The following is a 17,388-nucleotide window of genomic DNA, read 5'->3' as shown; positions in this document are numbered from 1 at the left end:
TCATGAGCGACCTGAAACTGGGCCTGATCGGGGCCGGCAACATTTCGGCATCCTATCTGGGCCGTGCGCCGCATTTCGCGGGCATCCGCTTTGTTGCCGTGGCCGACATGAACCATGTCGCGGCCGAGGCGCGGGCTACCGAATACGGGATCGAGGCCCGCAGCGTGGACGCGCTGCTGGCAAGCCCCGACATCGACCTGATCGTGAACCTGACCATCCCGGCCGCGCATTTCGACATCTCGAAACGGGCGCTTGAGGCGGGCAAGCATGTCTATTCCGAAAAGCCCTATGTGCTGACGCTGGAGGAAGGGCGCGAACTGGCCCGGATCGCCGCCGAACGCGGGCTGCGGATCGGATCGGCGCCCGACACCTTCCTGGGCACCAGCCACCAGCTTGCCCGGCATATCGTCGACAGCGGCGCCATCGGCCGCGTCACCTCGGGCACCTGCGCGGTCATGTCCAGCGGCATGGAAAGCTGGCACCCCAACCCCGACTTCTTCTTCCTGAAGGGCGGCGGGCCGGTGCTGGATCTGGGGCCCTACTACATCTCAAACCTGGTGCAGCTTCTGGGGCCGGTGGCCCGCGTCGCGGCACTTGCCTCCACCCCCAGCCCGACCCGGACCATCGGATCGGCCGCCCGCAAGGGAGAGCAGATCCCGGTCGAGACGCCGACGACGATCCACGCCCTGCTGGAATTCGAAGGCGGCGCGGTCATCAGCTTCCAGTCCAGCTGGGACGTCCACCAGCACGACCTGAAGCCGATGGCGCTTTACGGGACGGAAGGCACGCTGCACATCCCCGACCCGAACTTCTTCGACGGCGAGGTCCGCGTGACGCGCCGCGCCGAGGCGGCGGACCTGCCCGCCTGGGACCACCCGCTGGGGCCGCCGAACCGAGAGACGAACAACGGCAAGAGCGTCGCCGACTATCGCGCCTCGGGCCTTGCGGACATGGCGCTTGCAATCGCCGAAGGCCGCCCGCACCGCTGCAACGACGAACTGGCGCTGCACGTGGTCGAGGTGATGACCGCGATCCTGCAATCGGGCGAGGAAGGGCGCTTCGTGCCCATGACCACCACCTGCGCCCGCCCCGAGGCCCTGGATCCCGCGGCCGCGGCGCAGCTTCTGGCAAGCCAGACCGTCCCGGCCTGAAACCCGGCCCGAGAAAAGGAGCCATCATGGCAAGTGACACGCAGCGGGGCATCAAGGGCCCCGCGATCTTCCTGGCGCAGTTCGCGGGCGATGCCGCGCCCTTCGACACCCTGCCGAACATTGCCCGATGGGCGGCGGACCTTGGCTATTGCGGAATCCAGGTGCCGGTCGATCCGCGCTTCATCGACCTGGACCGCGCGGCCGAATCCAAGGACTATTGCGACGAGATCGCGGGCACCTGCCGCGAAGCGGGCGTCGAGATTACCGAGCTTTCGACCCACATGCAGGGCCAGCTTGTCGCGGTCCATCCGGCCTATGCCGCGCAGTTCGACGGCTTCGCGCCCGAGGCGCTGCGGGGCAAGCCGCGCGAGCAGTCGGAATGGGCGGCGGGGCAGGTCATCAAGGCCGCCCGCGCGTCCCGCCACCTGGGCCTTGACGTGCAGGTTGGCTTTTCCGGCGCGCTTGCCTGGCCCTATCTCTATCCCTGGCCGCAGCGCCCGGCGGGCCTGGTCGAGGAAGCCTTCGCCGAACTCGCCCGCCGCTGGAAGCCGATCCTGGACGCGCACGAGGAGCAGGGCGTGGATTACGCCTATGAGCTGCATCCGGGCGAGGATCTGATGGACGGCACCAGCTTCGAGCGGTTCCTGGAGGCCAGCGGCAACCATCCCCGCGCTGCGATCAACTATGACCCGTCGCATTTCGTGCTGCAGCAACTGGACTACCTGGGCTTCATCGACCATTACGCCAGCCGCATCCGCGCCTTCCATGTCAAGGATGCGGAATTCCTGCCCTCGGCTCGGCAGGGGGTCTATTCCGGCTTTGCGGGCTGGACTGACCGGGCGGGGCGCTTCCGCAGCCTGGGCGACGGGCAGGTGGATTTCGCGGGGGTCTTTTCGCGGCTGACGCTGGCCGGCTATCGCGGTTGGGCGGTGCTGGAATGGGAATGCTGCGTCAAGTCGTCGGCCCAGGGAGCGGCCGAGGGCGCCCCTTTCATCGAGGCGCATCTGATCCAGCCGACCGAGACCGCCTTCGACGACTTCGCCGGCGGCAAGGCGCCCGACCGGGCCGCGCTGCGCGCCATGCTGGGCTTGGGCTGAGGGATGCAGCGCATCCCCCTTGGCATGGTGGGCGGCGGGCAGGGCGCCTTCATCGGCGCCGTGCACCGCATCGCGGCGCGCATCGACGACCGCTTCACGCTGGTGGCCGGGGCGCTGTCCTCGGACGCCGCCCGCGCGGCGGCCTCGGCCGAGGCCATCGGACTTGAGCGCAGCTATCACGACTGGCGCGAGATGGCACGGGCCGAGGCCGCGCGGCCCGACGGCATCCGCGCCGTGTCGGTCGTGACGCCCAACCACCTGCACCTGCCGGTCGCCCGCGCCTTTCTGGAGGCGGGCATCCACGTGATCCTGGACAAGCCCCTGACCGCGACCCTGCCCGAGGCCGAGGATCTGGCCCGCGTCGCCAAGGACAGCAAGGCGCTGCTGATCCTGACCTACAGCTATTCCGGCTATCCGATGATCCGCGAGGCGCGCCGCCTGGTGGCCGAGGGGCAGTTGGGCCGCATCCGGCTGGTCCATGCCGAGTTCGTCTCGGACTGGCTGGCCCGGCCGGGCCGCGCCGAACAGCAGGGCTGGCGCGCCGATCCCGCCCTTGGCGGAGAAGGCGGCGCGATTGCCGACATCGGCACCCATGCGGCGCATCTGGCCACCTTCGTTTCGGGCCTGCCGATCGAGGCGGTCGCGGCGGACTTGACCGCCTTCCTTCCCGGCCGGCAGATCGACGACAACGCCCATGCGATGCTGCGCCTTGCCCAAGGGGCGCGGGGGATGCTGTGGACCAGCCAGGTCGCGGCGGGGTCCGACAACGAGGTGCGTCTGCGCGTGATGGGCGACAAGGCGGGGCTGGACTGGACCCATGCCGACCCGAACCGCCTGCGCCTGACCCGTCTGGGCGAGCCGTCGCAGACATTGACGCGCGGCGGGCCCGACTTCATGGGCAGCGCGCGCCTGCCTTCGGGCCATGCCGAGGGCTACCTCGAGGCCTTCGCCTCGATCTACACCGATGCGGCCGACGCCATCTGGGCAGGGAAGGTGCCGCCGGGCCTGCCGGGGATCCAGGACGGCCTTGACGGAATGCGCTTCGTCGCCGCCTGCATCCGGTCAAGCCGGGCCGACGGGGCGTGGCAGCCGCTGGCCGCTGCCTGACACTGCACCGGCCCGGTGCTGCATCGCGGTGAACCGGGGCGCGCTGGCCGCGCCCCGGCCTTGCTGTGTCAGACGAAGCGGCTGACCCAGTTTTCCAGACGTTCCTGCCGGCCCGAGCGGGGCTGGGGGTTCAGGTTCGTTTCCTCGACCCGCGCGGCGATCTGGTCCAGCGACTCGGACTTCAGCATCGCCTGCGACGCCTCGCTGTCCCAGCCCGCGTAACGCTCGGCCCGCATCTTCTCCAGCCCGCCGTTCTCCAGCATGGCGGCGGCGGCTTTCAGCCCGCGCGCGCAGATGTCGATGGCGCCGACATGGGACAGCACCAGATCCTCGGGGTCCAGCGATTGGCGGCGCACCCGTGCGTCGAAGTTCGTGCCGCCCGTGGTAAAGCCGCCCGCGCGCAGCACCTCGTAATAGGCAAGGGCTACCTCGGGGACGTTGTTGGGGAACTGGTCCGTGTCCCAGCCCGACTGGTAGTCGTTGCGGTTCATGTCGATGGAGCCAAGCAGCCCCAGCGAGCCCGCAAGCGCCAGCTCATGTTCGAAGCTGTGGCCGGCCAGGATCGCATGGCCCTGCTCGATGTTCAGCTTGACCTCGTTTTCTAGGCCGAACCGCTTGAGGAAGCCGTAGATCGTGCCGACATCGAAGTCGTACTGGTGCTTGGACGGCTCCTGCGGCTTCGGCTCGATCAGGATGGTGCCCTTGAAGCCGATCTTGTGCTTGTAGTCCACGACCTTGGTCAGGAAGGCGCCGGCCTGTTCCGCCTCACGCGTCAGGTCGGTGTTCAGCAGGCTTTCATAGCCTTCGCGCCCGCCCCACAGCACGTAGTTCTCGCCGCCCAGCCTGTGGGTGACGTCCATGCAGGCCTTCACGGTGGCGGCGGCATAGGCGAAGATCTCGGGGTCGGGGTTCGTCGCCGCGCCAGCCATCCAGCGGCGATGCGTGAACATGTTGGCCGTGCCCCACAGAAGCTTGGTGCCCGTCTGCTGCATCTTGTCGGCAAAGACGTCGCAGATTTCCTCGAGGTTGCGGCGGCTTTCGGCGAAGCTGTCGCCTTCGGGGCGCACATCGGCATCGTGGAAGCAGAAGAAGGGGACGTTCAGCACGCCGAACATGTCAAAGGCCGCATCGGCCTTGGCCCGGGCGGCGGCCATGTCGTCGCCATACCAGGGCCGTTCGAAGGTGCGCCCCCCGAAAGGATCGCCGCCCTCATAGGCCAACGAATGCCAATAGGCGACGGCCAGGCGCAGGTGATCTTCCATCCGCTTGCCCATCACGACCTCGTTCGGGTCGTAATGGCGATAGGCGAACTCGTTGTCGCTGGCCGGCCCCTCGTACTGGATCGGGGGGATATCCTTGAAATAGCTCATGCTTCTGTCCCTTTATCAATGATCTGTTCAGCGCGCGGCCCAGGCGAGGCCGCGGCGCAGGATGGTCTGCATCTGCGGATGGTCAAGCTCGGACGCCTTGTGGCCGAGGGCGGAATAGAAGACACGCGCCGGGCCGTAGCGTTTCTTCCAGACCACGGGCATCACCGCCCCCTTTGTCCAGGGGTCATGCGCGCCGTCGAAGGTGGTCGTGGCCAGCACCTCGTTCGCCGGATCGACATGGAGGTAATACTGTTCCGAGCGGTAGTCGAAATCCTCGATCCCGGCCATGATCGGATCGTCCCCGCGCGTGACGGTCACGCGATAGTCGATGACGTTGCCCGGATGGGCGACCCATTGGCCGCCGGTCATGTACTGATAGGACGGCTCGGCCCGGAAGGTGTCGCCCATGCCGCCGTGAAAGCCGCCAAGGCCGGTGCCTGCGGCCACCGCCGCGATCAGCGCCTTCAGCCCCTCGGGCGCGACCTGGACCTGTGTCATCATCGGCACGATCAGGTCGAAGCGCGTCAGGTCGGTGGCGGCCAGGATGTCGGTGCCGGGGTGGGTCTCGACCTCGAAGCCGTCCTCGGCCAGCATCGCGGCAAGGCGCCGCGTGCAGGCCTCGGGCTCGTGGCCGTCCCAGCCACCCCAGAAGATCAGTGCGGATTTGGTCATGCGGCCTCCGGGGCGGTCAGGTGGGTCAGGGCGCCCGCGCGCATCGGCTCGGGCCGCGCGCAGGTCGAGGTGAGGGTGACGGTGCGGTCCGTCCGGGCCGACTGCAGAAGCGAGGCGATCACGTCCAGCACGTGCAACGCCAGGTCGCCGCTGGCGCGGTGCGGCCGGTCCGTCAGGATGGCGTCGGCCATGTCGGCCAGGCCAAGCGCGCGGTGGTTGTCGCCGCCGAAGTCGTGGTCGGAGGGCACGGCCTGCCAGCCGTCGGGGCCGGAGAGCATGACCTGCCCGTCGAAGCGGTTCGGGTCGGGGATCTTCATCGATGCCGCGGTGCCGTAAAGTTCCAGCGGCGTGTGGCCGTGGGCGGGCACGTCGAAGCTGGTGGCGATCTGGATCAGGGCGCCGTTCTCGAATTCCATCACCCCCGCCACATGGGTCATGGCATCGACCGGGATGCTTTCCCCCGCGCGCGGCCCCGAGGCGATGGTGCGGCTGGCCCGCAGGCGCGAGGCCATGCCGCTGACCGCGCGGACCGGACCCAGCAGGTTCACCATCGCGGTGATGTAATAGGGCCCCATGTCGTAAAGCGGCCCGGCGCCCGGCCCGGCATAGTAGAAGTCCGGGTTCGGGTGCCAGCGTTCATGGCCCGCGACCATCATCATCGCCGTGCCCGCCACCGGCTGGCCGATCCGGCCCGCGTCCAGCACCGCCCGCGAGGTCTGGTGCGAGGCCCCCAGGAAGGTGTCGGGCGCGCAGCCGATGCGGAGGCCCCGCTGGTCGGCAGCCTCGGCCAGGCGCTTGCCGTCGTCCAGGCTGACGGCCAGCGGCTTTTCCGAAAAGACGTGCTTGCCCGCCTGCAGCGCGGCAAGGCCCACCGACAGATGCGCGGCGGGTACGGTCAGGTTCAGCACGATGTCGATGTCGTCCCGCGCCAGCAGCGCCTCGGGCGTCAGCGCCGTGGTGCCATGCGCGGCGGCCTTGGCACCGGCGGCATCCGCGTTCAGGTCCGCAACCGCCCGCAGGTCGAGCTGCGGGAAAAGCCGGGCGTTCTTCAGATAGATTTCGCTGATGAAGCCGCAGCCGATGATGCCAAGTCCAAGCGTGCTCATGCCGCGTCCTCCATGCGTCGTCCGTTTGCGTCGAAAAGATGCAGGTGCCCCGGCTCGGGTGCGATCCGCAGGGCTTCGCCGGCCCGCAGGCGGTTGTTGCCCGCCAGGCGGATGGTCATGGGGCCGATCCGCTCGACATCGGCATAGACGATGGTGTCCGCGCCAAGGGTTTCGACCACCTGCGCGCGGGCGGACCAGCCCTGGCCCTCGGGCGCGATCACCAGATGCTCGGGGCGGATGCCCGCGGTCTCGGCCTGCGGCTGGCCGACGGCCGCGCCGGGCACCAGGTTCATCTTGGGCGATCCGATGAAGCCCGCCACGAAGACCGTCTGCGGGCGGTCGTAAAGCTCCATCGGGGCGCCGCACTGCTCGATCCGGCCGGCGTTCATCACGACGATCTGGTCGGCAAGCGTCATCGCCTCGACCTGGTCATGCGTGACGTAGATCATCGTGGCGTCCAGCGACTGGTGCAGCTGCGCCAGTTCCACGCGCATCTGCGTGCGCAGCGCCGCGTCCAGGTTCGACAAGGGTTCGTCGAACAGGAACACCTTGGGCTGGCGCACGATCGACCGGCCGATGGCGACGCGCTGACGCTGTCCGCCGGACAACTGCGCGGGCTTGCGGTCCAGATAGGGTTCAAGCGCCAGGATCCGCGCGGCCTCGGCCACGCGTGCCTGGCGTTCTGCGGCAGGCATCTTGGCCAACCGCAGGCCGAAGTCGATGTTCTGCGCGACGGTCATGTGCGGGTAAAGCGCATAGGACTGGAAGACCATCGAGATGCCGCGCCGGGACGGCTCGTCCAGCGTCACGTCCTGCCCGCCGATCACCACGGCGCCCGAGGTCGGTTCCTCGAGCCCCGAGATGATGCGCAGAAGCGTGGACTTGCCGCAGCCCGAGGGGCCGACCAGCACGGTGAAGGACCCGTTCGGCACCGTCAGGTTCAGGTCGGGCAGCACCGTGTGGCCGCCAAAGGACTTGGTGATGTTCTGCAGACGGACCTCAGACATGGCTCACCTGCGGGCCTGCGTTGATCGGCTGATAGGTGAAGTCCAGGAAATCGGCGTGACGCCCCCGGCCCGACGTGTCATGCGCGCCCATGCCGATAAAGGCGCCGGTGAAGTTGTTGCCCGGCCCGTTCCCGGCCTCGTCCGATATGGCGGACTGGTCCAGCGTGATCCCGAGGTCGGTCCAGTCGCCATCCGTCTTGTAGCGGAAGCGCAGCGTCATGCCGTCCACGTCGCAGCCTAGCTGCACCGGGCCGTCCGGCAGCGGGACCGGCGCGATCGGATAGGTCACGCGCGCATCCGGCCAATCGGCGGCGCAGCTGTAGACGGTCAGGACGCGCTGCCCCTGTTCGTTCGCCGTGACGGCCAGGTAGTGGAACTTGAAGCGGCCATACCAGGCGATGAGGCCCGCGAAATGCTGGTAATCGCCCGGCTCGATCTCAAGCGTCGTTTCGGCGCGGAAGGACAGCGCCGTCTGGCGGCGGGCCAGCATCGCGTTCTCGAAGGCCGAGCCGGGGGATTCCCGGCCGAAGATCCGCAGGGCGCCGGGCCGTTCGGTCAGGCTGAACAGGCGATCCACAGCGGGCGTGCGCAGCCACTGGAAGGCCGGGGGCAGGGTGCCGGGGGCGAAGGTGGAGCGCGCCTCGTCGCCCGGGAAGGGATGCGGGGGCAGGTCGCAGGGCGCGGTATCGGCAGGGGCGTTGCCGCCATGGGCCATGCGGGGGAACTGCCCCGCCTCCCAGACCAGCTTCTGGATCGCGGTTTCGCGGCCGAGGGGGGACCGGCGCACGTCGTCGGCGTGGATGCCGCCATTGCCCACAGGCAGGCTGCGCGTCTCGTCCAGCGGGCGCGAACACAGGTGGACCATGTAGAACTGTCCGTCCTGCGTTTCCACGATGTCGGCATGGCCGCAGCGTTGCAGCAGCCCGTCGGTGCCGCGGGCGGTCAGGACGTGCTTGGCGGGGTCGGTCTCGTAGGGGCCGAACAGGTCGCGCGACCGGGCCATGGTGACGGCATGGTCATAGCCCGTGCCGCCCTCGGCCGTCAGCAGGTAGTAGAAGCCGTCCTTGCGATAAAGATGCGGGCCTTCGGTCAGCTTCAGATCTGTGCCGCGATAGATGTTGCGGACGGGGCCGACCAGCTTGCGATCCTCGGGCGAATATTCCTGCATCACGATCCCGCCGAAGCGGTCGCCGCCGGTCTGGTTGTGGTCCCAGATCATGTTCAGAAGCCACTTGCGCCCGTCCGCGTCGTGGAACAGCGAGGGATCGAAGCCCGAGGAGTTGAGATAGACCGGGTCCGACCACGGCCCCTCGATGCCGGGGGCGGTGACCAGATAGTTGTGGCTGTCCTTCCACGCCCCGTCCCGGCGCTTGACGTCGGTGTAGATCAGCCAGAACAGCCCGTCGGCGTAGGTCAGGCAGGGCGCCCAGATGCCGCCGCTGTCGGGATTGCCGCGCATGTCCAGTTGTGCCGCGCGGGCCAGCGGGCGCGTGACCAGCCGCCAGTTCGCCAGATCGCGCGAATGGTGGATCTGCACGCCCGGATACCATTCGAAGGTCGAGGTGGCGATGTAATAATCCGCGCCCACCCGCACGATGGATGGATCGGGGTTGAAGCCCGGCAGGATCGGGTTCTGGATCGTGTTCATATGCGTCATCCTTTGACGGCGCCGCCCGTCAGGCCGGCGACGATGTATTTCTGGGCAGCAAGGAAGAAGACGATGGCCGGCACGATGGTCAGCGTGACGAAGGCCAGCGTCAGGTTCCACTGGGTGACGTATTCGCCGCGGAACTGCATCATCCCCAGCGGCCAGGTGAAGACCTCGCGCGAGTTGAGCACGACCAGCGGCAGAAGGAAGTTGTTCCAGCTTTGCACGAAGACGAAGACGCCCACGGTCGCCAGGATCGGCGCGGACAGCGGCAGGGTGAAGCGCCAGAAGAAGCGCACATAGCCGCAGCCGTCGATATAGGCGGCCTCGAACAGTTCCTTGGGCAATTGGGAAAAAGGTGCGGAACAGCAGGATCGCCAGCGACAGGCTGAAGGCGGTCTGCGGCAGGATCACCGCCCACCAGGTGTCCAGCAAGCCGATGTCGCGGACCTTGATGAACAGCGGCAGGATCGCCGTGGCGAAGGGGAACATCAGGCCCAGCAGGATGTAGGAGAACAGCATCCGCGATCCGAAGAACCGGATCTGGGCAAAGACATAGGCCGCAGCCGCCCCCACGATCAGCGTCAGCACCACCGATCCGACCGAGATGATCAGCGAGTTGCGCAGATAGCGCCAGAAGGCCGGGTCGCTGATGATCTGGCCGTAGAACTCGGTGTTCCACATGGCAGGCAGGCCAAGCGCGTTGGTGCGGATCTCGGCGTTCGTCTTGAAGCCGCCCAGGATGGTGGCCAGCATCGGGGCCAGCACGAAGCTGGCGACGATGCACAAGAACGCCACGCGCAGGATGTTGCGGGTCAGGTGGCCGCTTGTCATGCCTCGGCCCTTTTCATGAAGATGCGCTGATAGAAGACCGCGACCGTGACCGCACCGACGAACAGGATCACGCCGACCGCGCTGCCAAAGCCGATGTTCAGCCGCGTCAGGCCGAAGGTATAGAGATAGGTCACGATGGTATGGGTCTGGTTCGACGGGCCGCCATTGGTCACGGAATGATGACGTCGAAAACCTGAAGCGCGCCGATGATGGCGAAAAGGCGCTGACGCGATGGCGGGCCGGATATGGGGGACCTGGACATAGCGGACCACCTGAAGGCGGGACGCGCCTCGATCCGGGCGGCCTCGATCTGGTCCTGCGGCACGCTTTGCAGCGCGGCGATATAGATCATCATGTGAACCGAAATACTTCCAGACGATCACCGTCATGATGGCCATGAAGGCCCAGTCGGGGTTCGACAGGATGAACAGCTCGCCAATCCAAAGCCCTGGGCGATGGAGGCGGTGACGCCGTAGTTTCCGTCGAAGACGAAGGACCAGATCAGGCCCGCCGCAACCTCGGCCAGGATATAGGGCAGGAAGAAGACCAGTCGGAAAACGGCATTGGTGGGCGTCTTCCTGTGGATCAGCAGCGCAGGAACAAGGCCAGCGGCATCTGCACCAAGAGCGACACGGCGACGATCTTCAGCGTGTTGCCGACCGCCGTATGGAAGATCGAATGGCCCAGGATCCGTTCATAGTTGGCCGTGCCGACGAAGTCCGACGGCGTGCCGTAGCCGTTCCAGTTGAAGAAGGAAAACCAGGCGGATTCCCCAAGGGGCAGCGTCACGAACAGCGTGAACAGGATCAGCGCGGGCGGCAGCAGGATCAGCACCGCGGTGATGCGCCCGTTCGAGACGGCGCGCCGCCAGCGGGCAGAGGCAGGCAGCCGCCTGTCGGCGTCAGCGAGGGTCATTCCGGCTCCTCATGGGGTTGGGGAAAGAAGGCGGCCGAATGGCGGGGGCAGCAAGCGCCGCCCCCGCCGTTCCGCCGGGGAGGGATCAGCGGAAGTCCCAGGCCTCCTGGACCTGCGCCGCAGCGTCCTCGGGCGTGATGGCATCCTGGGCAAGATCGGCCGAGATGTCGTTGATCGTCGCGCCCACCGAGGCCCCAGGAACTGGTCCAGGAAGATCTGGTGGAAGCTGCTGTCGGCGATGTTCTGGGCCACCTGGATGAAGAAGGGGTTGTCCATGCCGTCCGACGTGCCCTCGGCGATCGGGATGAACAGCTGTTGCCGGCCAGCCTCGCGTTGGTTTTCGGCGTTCATCATGAAGGCAGGAAGGCGACGGCTTCCGGCTCGGCGCTGTTGGTGACGGCCATCCGTTGATGCCGCCCAGCGTCGCGTCATTGCCGCCCTCGGCCACCGGGTCGGCGATGGTGGGGAAGCTGATGATCGCAAGCTGGTCGTCGGGCAGGCCCTGGCCGCTGGTCGAGCGTTCGCGCATGGGCAGATAGTCCAGTCCCCATCAGGTGGAAGGCGCCGGCACCGTCCGCGAACATGCCGCTGGCAGTTTCATAGGTGGTGCTGATGTAGCCGGGCTGGAACGGCTCGAGCTCGGTCAGGCGCTGGAAGTCGCGGCCCGCGGCGACAAGGGTTCGGCCGTGAAGCCGCCATTCTCGCCGGACATGGCGTCGGTCACGACCGTCGGGCCGCCGTGGCGCAGGGCCAGATAGCTCCAGTAGAAATGCAGCGGCCATTTGTCCTGCCGCCGGCGATGATCGGGGTGACGCCCGCGTCCTTGGCGGTCTGCACCGCCTGAAGGAAGTCGTCCAGGTCTTGATGGCGTCCAGGTCGATCCCGGCCTGGTCGGTCAGGGCCTTGTTCGCCCAGAAGACCACTTCGGTCGCGTATTGCGGCAGGCCGTAAAGCTGGCCCTCGACCTCGTAGGCCTGAAGCCCGGCCTGGGGCAGAGTCTCGCGGAAGCCTTGGGGCAGAAGGTCGTCGATGGGCTGAAGGAAGCCGGCCTCGACCTGCTCGACCACGGTCTGGCCGCCCCAGCTGTAGAAGATGTCCGGCCGCGCGTCCGATTGCAGCAGGGTCGGCAGGCGGGCCTTGTAGGCCTCGTTCGCGACATATTCGAAGATCACGTCGACGCCCTCGTTCTGGGCTTCGAAGTCGGTCGCGATCTTTTCGAGATACTGTTCCTGCTCGGGGTTCACGGCCACGCGCAGCACGTTGATCTGGGTCTGCGCCAAGGCGGCATGGCCACTGACGGCGGCAATGGCAGCGGCTAGGGCCGCGGCGGAATACTTCATGTTGTCCTCCCTGCGCCGGTTCCTCTACCGGCCATCCGAAGTCTGCCTTCAGATTATGACTTACGTACGTCAAACCAGAACGGGCTGCAAGCGATTCTGGTGCAGGTTGTCAGGGCAGGTTGTCGCGCAGGAAAACCTCGATCCCGATCCGGCCGGCATCGGGATCCACCGGCTGGCCGCGCACCAGCGATTGCAGGAGGGACACGGCGGCCGAGATTTCCCGGACCGGATCCTGGTGGATGACGGCATCGAAGCTTCCGTCCAGAAGCGCCTGCCGCGAATGGGGCGTCAGGTCGTGAACCACCACGGACGGGCGTGGCGCGCCCGCCGCCTGTCCCGCCAAGGCCCGGGCAACGCCCCTCGTGCCCGCGCCCAGGCTGTAGATGCCGGTCACGTCGGGCTGCTGGCGCAGGACGCGATCCAGTTCGGCTTCCACGATGTCGCGGTCGTCCCGGCCTTCCAGCGGCGGCAGGATCTGCTGGTCGGGAAACTCGGCCCGCAGGACCTGCTCGAACCCCAGGCGGCGCTCGGCATGGTCGCGCACCAGCATGGATCCTGCGACGATGACGATCTTGCCGGACCGGCCGCGGCAGAACCGGCCCAGCAGGCTAGCCGCCGTGCGCCCGGCCTGCACGTTGTCGATCCCACGAAATGCTGGCGCCGGGACGATGGCAGGTCGGATACCAGCGTCACCACGGCCACGCCGCGTTCGCGCAATTCGGCCAATGCCGCGCGCACCACGGGGCTGTCGGTCGCCACCACGGCCACGCCGTCGGTCGCGCCGGGATCGACGGCCTGCAGGGTCTGGGCCAAGGCCACGTCGTCAAAGGCCGGCACGACCTGCACGGCGATTGACGTGAACTCCCACGCCTCGGACCGCTGGGCCAGTTCGCGTTCCAGCCCGCGCATGAAGCTGTTCGATCCGGCCGGAAGGATGAAAAGCAGCCGGTCCTGCCGCCGCCGCGCCAGGTTCGCCGCCGCCGCGTTCCGTTCGAAGCCCAGTTCGCGCATCGCCTGGGCCACGCGGATCTGGGTCGCGTGCCGGACCCCACGCGGTCGTTCAGCACCCGGTCGACGGTCGAAAGGCTGACGCCGGCGGCGCGGGCGACGTCATGGATCGTGGGGCGGGTCATCGGGCAACAGGTCCGTACGGCGAATGAACAGGATCCTGGGCAACGTATGTCAGAAATGCCGGGCGCGACAGGTTTTTTTTGGGCCGGATCGCAGCCCGGGCACCAGTTCACCTTGCCTTAAGGTCGTGCAGGGCCAAAAGTCCATGCTGCTCGACATCGTCCAGATCGGCGCGGTTGGGGATGGCCCGCCTGGCGTCCTCGAGGACGGCGTGGACCTGGTCCTGCAGGGCCGACCTTTGTTCCTCGGTCCGCGCGCAAGGGGCCATGGCGGCAAAGGCCTTGAGCAGGTGGATCAGGATAAGCGGCTTTTCGGTCCCGCTTTGGCGGATCTGGCTGAAGGAGGCGTTCAGCAGGGTGGCATAGGTCGGAACCGGGCAGATGACGCGCACCTGGCCTTGGTCGTCGGGGAAAACCCTTGCGGAACCGCGCGACCCATCAGGTCGGGCCAGACCGCCGAAAGGCGGTGGATGGCCGAGACCGCTGTATAAGGGTCGTTGATGCCGGGCGACAGCGCCCGAACCGCGACCTCGACCAGGTGGCGGATCGAGAACTCGATGTCCTGGACCGGGGTCCGGTGGACGCCCAGGGTGATCGCGTCGCCGATGATCTTCTTCAGTTGGGGGGTAACGCGGTCCGCCGGATAGATGCCGAAGGCGCGGCCGTTTCGGATGGCGAAGTCGCCGGCCCGAAGATAAAGGCCGACCAGCACATCGGCCGACCGGGCGGCCTCGACGATGCGCCCGAACTCGATCGCCTGGACATAGCCGGAAGCCTGGACCCCGCCAGGGCGGCCCGTTCGGCAAAGTCTTCGGGCAGCGCCTGTTCTGGGTCATCCGTCTGGCCCAGGGGCCGCAAGTCCCGCACCCCTTGATCCAGCTCGCGGCCGACCGTTTCGATCAGCGTTTCCGACATGATCGAGGTCGCCAGGTCATGAATATACAGCACCAGCAGCGCCACGCTGAACAAGGCCAGGCCTATGGCGACGGTGACGGACAGGTAGGCGTTGGATCCGCCCGCGTCGCCCGGCCCGATGGACGCCAGCAGCATCAGGCAATAGATGATCGTCAGCACGAAGGTGCCCAGGACGAACTGCGTCTGAAGGCGGCCCATGAAGTTCCGGATCAGGCGGGGGCCGAACTGCCCGGCGGCAAGCGTCAGCACCACCATCGTGATCGAGAAGACAAGGCTTGCCATCGTGATCATCGAGGTCAGCACGGTCGCCAGAAGCTCTCGTGCCTGGTCCGGCGCGCTGACATAGATGATCCGTGGGAAGCTTTCGTCCGATCCCTGGCCCAGCCCTTCATCCAGGGCCAGGGCGCCCGCGGTCAGCCCAAGGGCAAGAACGCCCATGATCGCGGGAAGAAACCACAGACTGGTGCGGACCGCATCCCACAGCGCGCGGGACGCGTTGCCGTTGGACAGGTAATGCCGCGGTTGGGTCATGTTCATCGTTCTCCGCCGAGGGTTCCAGGCATGGTGATCCCGCATCCCGGGGGCAGGCCTGCCAACGGCTTGTGCGACCGCCACCAAACCGGTGAAGCCCGTCTCTGTTCCCTGGCCGCACCGTCCCCCGCCTGGTGTCTTGACGCCTGCGGCCTGTCAAAGGTAACTCAACCGCATGGGGCCTGCGACGCCCCACGAGGCGCCAGCCGAAGTTCGCGTTCCGGATCGATCATGATCAACCTTCAAGGGGGAGGAGCGCCCGTGCCGGCACCCAATGCGATATCGCCAGACAAGCTTTCGCGGCTGATCGGGACGGCAAGGGCGCCGGCCATCCTGGATGTCCGCTCGGATGCGGACCTTGCCGCCGATCCCCGGATGCTGCCGGCCACGATCCGCGCCGATGACCGTGCGCTTGCCGACCTGCCGCAGCTTCCGGCCGGGCACATTGTCGTGCTGTGCCAAGGCGGCCATCGCCGCAGCCAGGGCGCAGCCGCCTGGCTGCGGGCCGAGGGTCGGCCGGCCGAATATCTTGAAGGCGGTTTCGCGGCCTGGCGTGATGCGGGCTGGCCGTTGATCCGCCCGGACGCCTTGCCGCCGCGGGACCGGCGCGGGCGCACGGTCTGGGTGACGCGGGCGCGGCCCAAGATCGACCGCATCGCCTGCCCCTGGCTGATCCGCCGCTTTGTCGATCCCGCGCCGTGATCCTGTTCGTCGCACCCGCCGAGGTCGAAGCCGTGGCCGAGCGTCATGACGCCGCGCCATTCGACATCGAGGGCGTGTTCTTCAGCCACCGGGGCGATCTTTGCACCTTCGATGTCCTGCTGGCCGAACTGGGCCTGTCCGTCCCGGCCCTGGACCGGCTGGCGACCATCGTGCGGGGGCCGACACCGCCCGGCTGGACTTGGCGCCCGAGGCCGCGGGCCTTCTGGCCGCGTCGCTGGGACTGTCGCGCATCCATTCCGACGATCTTGAGCAACTGGAGGCCGGAATGGTCCTTTACGACGCCTTTTACCGCTGGGCGCGGGACGCCACGAACGAAACCCATGACTGGCCCGGCGCCAAGGCGGGGGCGGCGCGATGACCGACGCCCGTAGTGCCCCCGCGCCGGAACAACCGGGCAGCCCATCGGGCCCGGCCGCGCGTCCCGCCTATCCCTCGCTTGCCGAGGCCACGCGGACCTGGGCGCGGATCGCGCTTTTGTCCTTTGGCGGCCCGGCGGGGCAGATCGCCGTCATGCACCGCATCCTTGTCGAGGAAAAGCGGTGGATCGGCGACGGCCGGTTCCTGCACGCCCTGAACTTCTGCATGTTGCTTCCCGGGCCCGAGGCGCAGCAGCTTGCCACCTATGTCGGCTGGCTTCTGCACGGGACGCGCGGCGGCCTGATCGCGGGCATCCTGTTCGTGCTGCCCGGCGCGGTGGCGATCATGGCGCTCAGCTGGCTTTACGTGCTGTTCGGCGATGTGGGCGTGGTCGAGGCGCTGTTCTTCGGCCTCAAGGCCGCGATCCTGGCCATCGTGCTGCAGGCGGTGGTCCGCATCGGCAGCCGGGCGCTGAGGAACGACGCGATGCGCCTGCTGGCGGTGCTGTCCTTCGTGGCGATCTTCGCCTTCGACGCGCCTTTCCCCCTGATCGTGCTGACGGCGGGGCTGATCGGCTATCTGGGGGCACGGGCCGGCCTTCCCGCCTTCGCCGCGACCGGCGGCCATGGGGCGGTCGGCGGGGTTCATGTGGACGATGCCGAAACGCTTCTGGGCGAGGAGATGGCCCGGATGCCGCCGAGGGCGCGGCGCCGCGCGCTTGGGGCCGGGGCTGCGGCGCTGATCCTGTGGCTGGTGCCGGTGGCGCTGCTGGTCCTGACCCTGGGCCGCGGCAATGTCTTTGCCGAGATCGCGCTGTTCTTTTCCAAGATGGCCGTGGTGACCTTCGGCGGCGCCTATGCGGTCCTGGCCTATGTCGCGCAAGAGGCCGTCGGAACCTATGGCTGGCTCCGCCCCGGCGAGATGCTGGACGGCCTCGGCATGGCCGAGACCACGCCGGGACCGCTGATCATGGTCCTGCAGTTCGTCGGCTTTCTTGGTGCCTTCCGCGACGGGGGATGGGACAGCGCGCTTCTGGCGGGGACGCTGGGCGGGCTTCTGACGACCTGGGTCACCTTCGCGCCCTGCTTCGCTTTCATCTTCCTGGGCGCCCCCTACATGGAGCGGCTTCGGAACAACCGGGCCCTGTCCGCCGCCTTGTCGGCCGTCACGGCCTCGGTCGTGGGGGTGATCGTCAACCTGGCGATCTGGTTCGCCATCCACGTGATCTGGCACGAGGTGCGGCGGTTCGAGGCAGGGCCGCTGTCGCTGGAACTGCCCGTCCCGGGTTCCATCGACTGGATCGCCGCCGCGCTTTCCGTTCTGGCCCTTGTTGCGGTGTTCCGGTTCAGGCTGGGCATGACGACCGTCCTGGCGGGTGCGGCCGGCCTGGGCATCCTGCTTCATGCGGCGGGGGTGGTGGCCTGAGGCCGGGTTCCGCCTTGCGGCTTGCCCAAGGCAGCAGACGATCGCCCGGCCCCCTGGAAA

12 protein-coding genes and 5 pseudogenes are annotated in these 17,388 nt (G+C 67.7%); 6 read left to right on the top strand and 11 right to left on the bottom strand.

The annotated features are described in order from the left end of the window. Positions 1-2 precede the first annotated feature (2 nt). Genes FIU66_RS14610 through FIU66_RS14600 form a run of 3 tightly spaced genes read left to right on the top strand, consistent with a single transcriptional unit; the run spans position 3 to position 3,355 of the window. A complete protein-coding gene (locus tag FIU66_RS14610) occupies positions 3-1,151 on the top strand; it encodes a Gfo/Idh/MocA family protein (protein WP_167623646.1) in 1,149 nt (382 codons plus the stop codon). Positions 1,152-1,177: 26 nt separating this feature from the next. After that, positions 1,178-2,248, top strand: a complete 1,071-nt coding sequence (locus FIU66_RS14605) for a sugar phosphate isomerase/epimerase (protein WP_167623645.1) — start codon at positions 1,178-1,180, stop codon at positions 2,246-2,248. Between the two features lie 3 nt (positions 2,249-2,251). Next, positions 2,252-3,355, top strand: coding sequence for a Gfo/Idh/MocA family protein (locus tag FIU66_RS14600; RefSeq protein WP_167623644.1), 1,104 nt, complete (start codon positions 2,252-2,254; stop codon positions 3,353-3,355). 68 nt (positions 3,356-3,423) lie between these two features. Here FIU66_RS14600 and xylA read toward each other — a convergent pair whose 3' ends face one another. The 7 genes and pseudogenes from xylA to FIU66_RS14565 form a co-directional block, all read right to left on the bottom strand. Then, on the bottom strand, positions 3,424-4,725 hold the full coding sequence (gene xylA / locus FIU66_RS14595) for a xylose isomerase (RefSeq protein ID WP_167623643.1): 1,302 nt from the start codon (positions 4,723-4,725) through the stop codon (positions 3,424-3,426). Between the two features lie 27 nt (positions 4,726-4,752). Beyond that, positions 4,753-5,397 (bottom strand): ThuA domain-containing protein, encoded by a 645-nt coding sequence (locus FIU66_RS14590; RefSeq protein WP_167623642.1) that lies wholly within the window; start codon positions 5,395-5,397, stop codon positions 4,753-4,755. Then, entirely contained in the window at positions 5,394-6,503 is a 1,110-nt protein-coding gene (locus FIU66_RS14585; protein ID WP_167623641.1) for a Gfo/Idh/MocA family protein, read from the bottom strand. The genes FIU66_RS14590 and FIU66_RS14585 overlap by 4 nt, the downstream gene beginning before the upstream one ends. Continuing rightward, entirely contained in the window at positions 6,500-7,510 is a 1,011-nt protein-coding gene (locus tag FIU66_RS14580) for an ABC transporter ATP-binding protein (RefSeq protein ID WP_167623640.1), read from the bottom strand. Before FIU66_RS14580 ends, FIU66_RS14585 begins: the two co-directional genes overlap by 4 nt. Further along, on the bottom strand, positions 7,503-9,167 hold the full coding sequence (locus tag FIU66_RS14575; RefSeq protein WP_167623639.1) for a glycoside hydrolase family 43 protein: 1,665 nt from the start codon (positions 9,165-9,167) through the stop codon (positions 7,503-7,505). Before FIU66_RS14575 ends, FIU66_RS14580 begins: the two co-directional genes overlap by 8 nt. Beyond that, positions 9,164-9,992, bottom strand: a pseudogene (locus FIU66_RS14570) (carbohydrate ABC transporter permease). The gene FIU66_RS14575 and the pseudogene FIU66_RS14570 overlap by 4 nt, the downstream one beginning before the upstream one ends. Then, a pseudogene (locus tag FIU66_RS14565) lies at positions 9,989-10,907 on the bottom strand (carbohydrate ABC transporter permease). Before FIU66_RS14565 ends, FIU66_RS14570 begins: the two co-directional pseudogenes overlap by 4 nt. 219 nt (positions 10,908-11,126) lie before the next feature. Here FIU66_RS14565 and FIU66_RS14560 point away from each other — a divergent pair. Then, positions 11,127-11,318 (top strand): hypothetical protein, encoded by a 192-nt coding sequence (locus tag FIU66_RS14560; RefSeq protein ID WP_167623638.1) that lies wholly within the window; start codon positions 11,127-11,129, stop codon positions 11,316-11,318. Between the two features lie 17 nt (positions 11,319-11,335). Here FIU66_RS14560 and FIU66_RS14555 read toward each other — a convergent pair whose 3' ends face one another. The 4 genes and pseudogenes from FIU66_RS14555 to FIU66_RS18270 all read right to left on the bottom strand — a co-directional run bounded on the left by FIU66_RS14555 (position 11,336) and on the right by FIU66_RS18270 (position 14,823). Then, complete coding sequence (locus FIU66_RS14555; RefSeq protein ID WP_167623637.1) at positions 11,336-12,247, bottom strand: ABC transporter substrate-binding protein; 912 nt, start codon at positions 12,245-12,247, stop codon at positions 11,336-11,338. 109 nt (positions 12,248-12,356) lie between these two features. Further along, positions 12,357-13,380, bottom strand: a pseudogene (locus FIU66_RS14550) (substrate-binding domain-containing protein). A 107-nt stretch (positions 13,381-13,487) separates the two neighbouring features. Then, positions 13,488-14,098, bottom strand: a pseudogene (locus FIU66_RS18275) (DUF2254 family protein); the annotation flags it as partial. Then, entirely contained in the window at positions 13,993-14,823 is an 831-nt protein-coding gene (locus FIU66_RS18270) for a DUF2254 family protein (protein ID WP_167623635.1), read from the bottom strand. The gene FIU66_RS18270 and the pseudogene FIU66_RS18275, both read right to left, overlap by 106 nt. A gap of 261 nt (positions 14,824-15,084) precedes the next feature. Here FIU66_RS18270 and FIU66_RS14535 point away from each other — a divergent pair. Beyond that, a pseudogene (locus FIU66_RS14535) lies at positions 15,085-15,904 on the top strand (chromate resistance protein ChrB domain-containing protein). Beyond that, positions 15,901-17,328 carry a chromate efflux transporter gene (gene chrA / locus FIU66_RS14530; protein WP_167623634.1) on the top strand — a complete coding sequence of 476 codons (1,428 nt, stop codon included), beginning with the start codon at positions 15,901-15,903 and terminating at the stop codon, positions 17,326-17,328. The pseudogene FIU66_RS14535 and the gene chrA overlap by 4 nt, the downstream one beginning before the upstream one ends. The last annotated feature ends 60 nt before the right edge of the window (positions 17,329-17,388 follow it).

Source organism: Paracoccus sp. AK26, assembly GCF_011801365.1.
GTDB classification, from domain to species: Bacteria; Pseudomonadota; Alphaproteobacteria; order Rhodobacterales; family Rhodobacteraceae; genus Paracoccus; species Paracoccus aerius.
The sequence above is the reverse complement of the archived record's forward strand: the minus strand, read 5'-3'. Positions and strand labels throughout refer to the sequence as shown.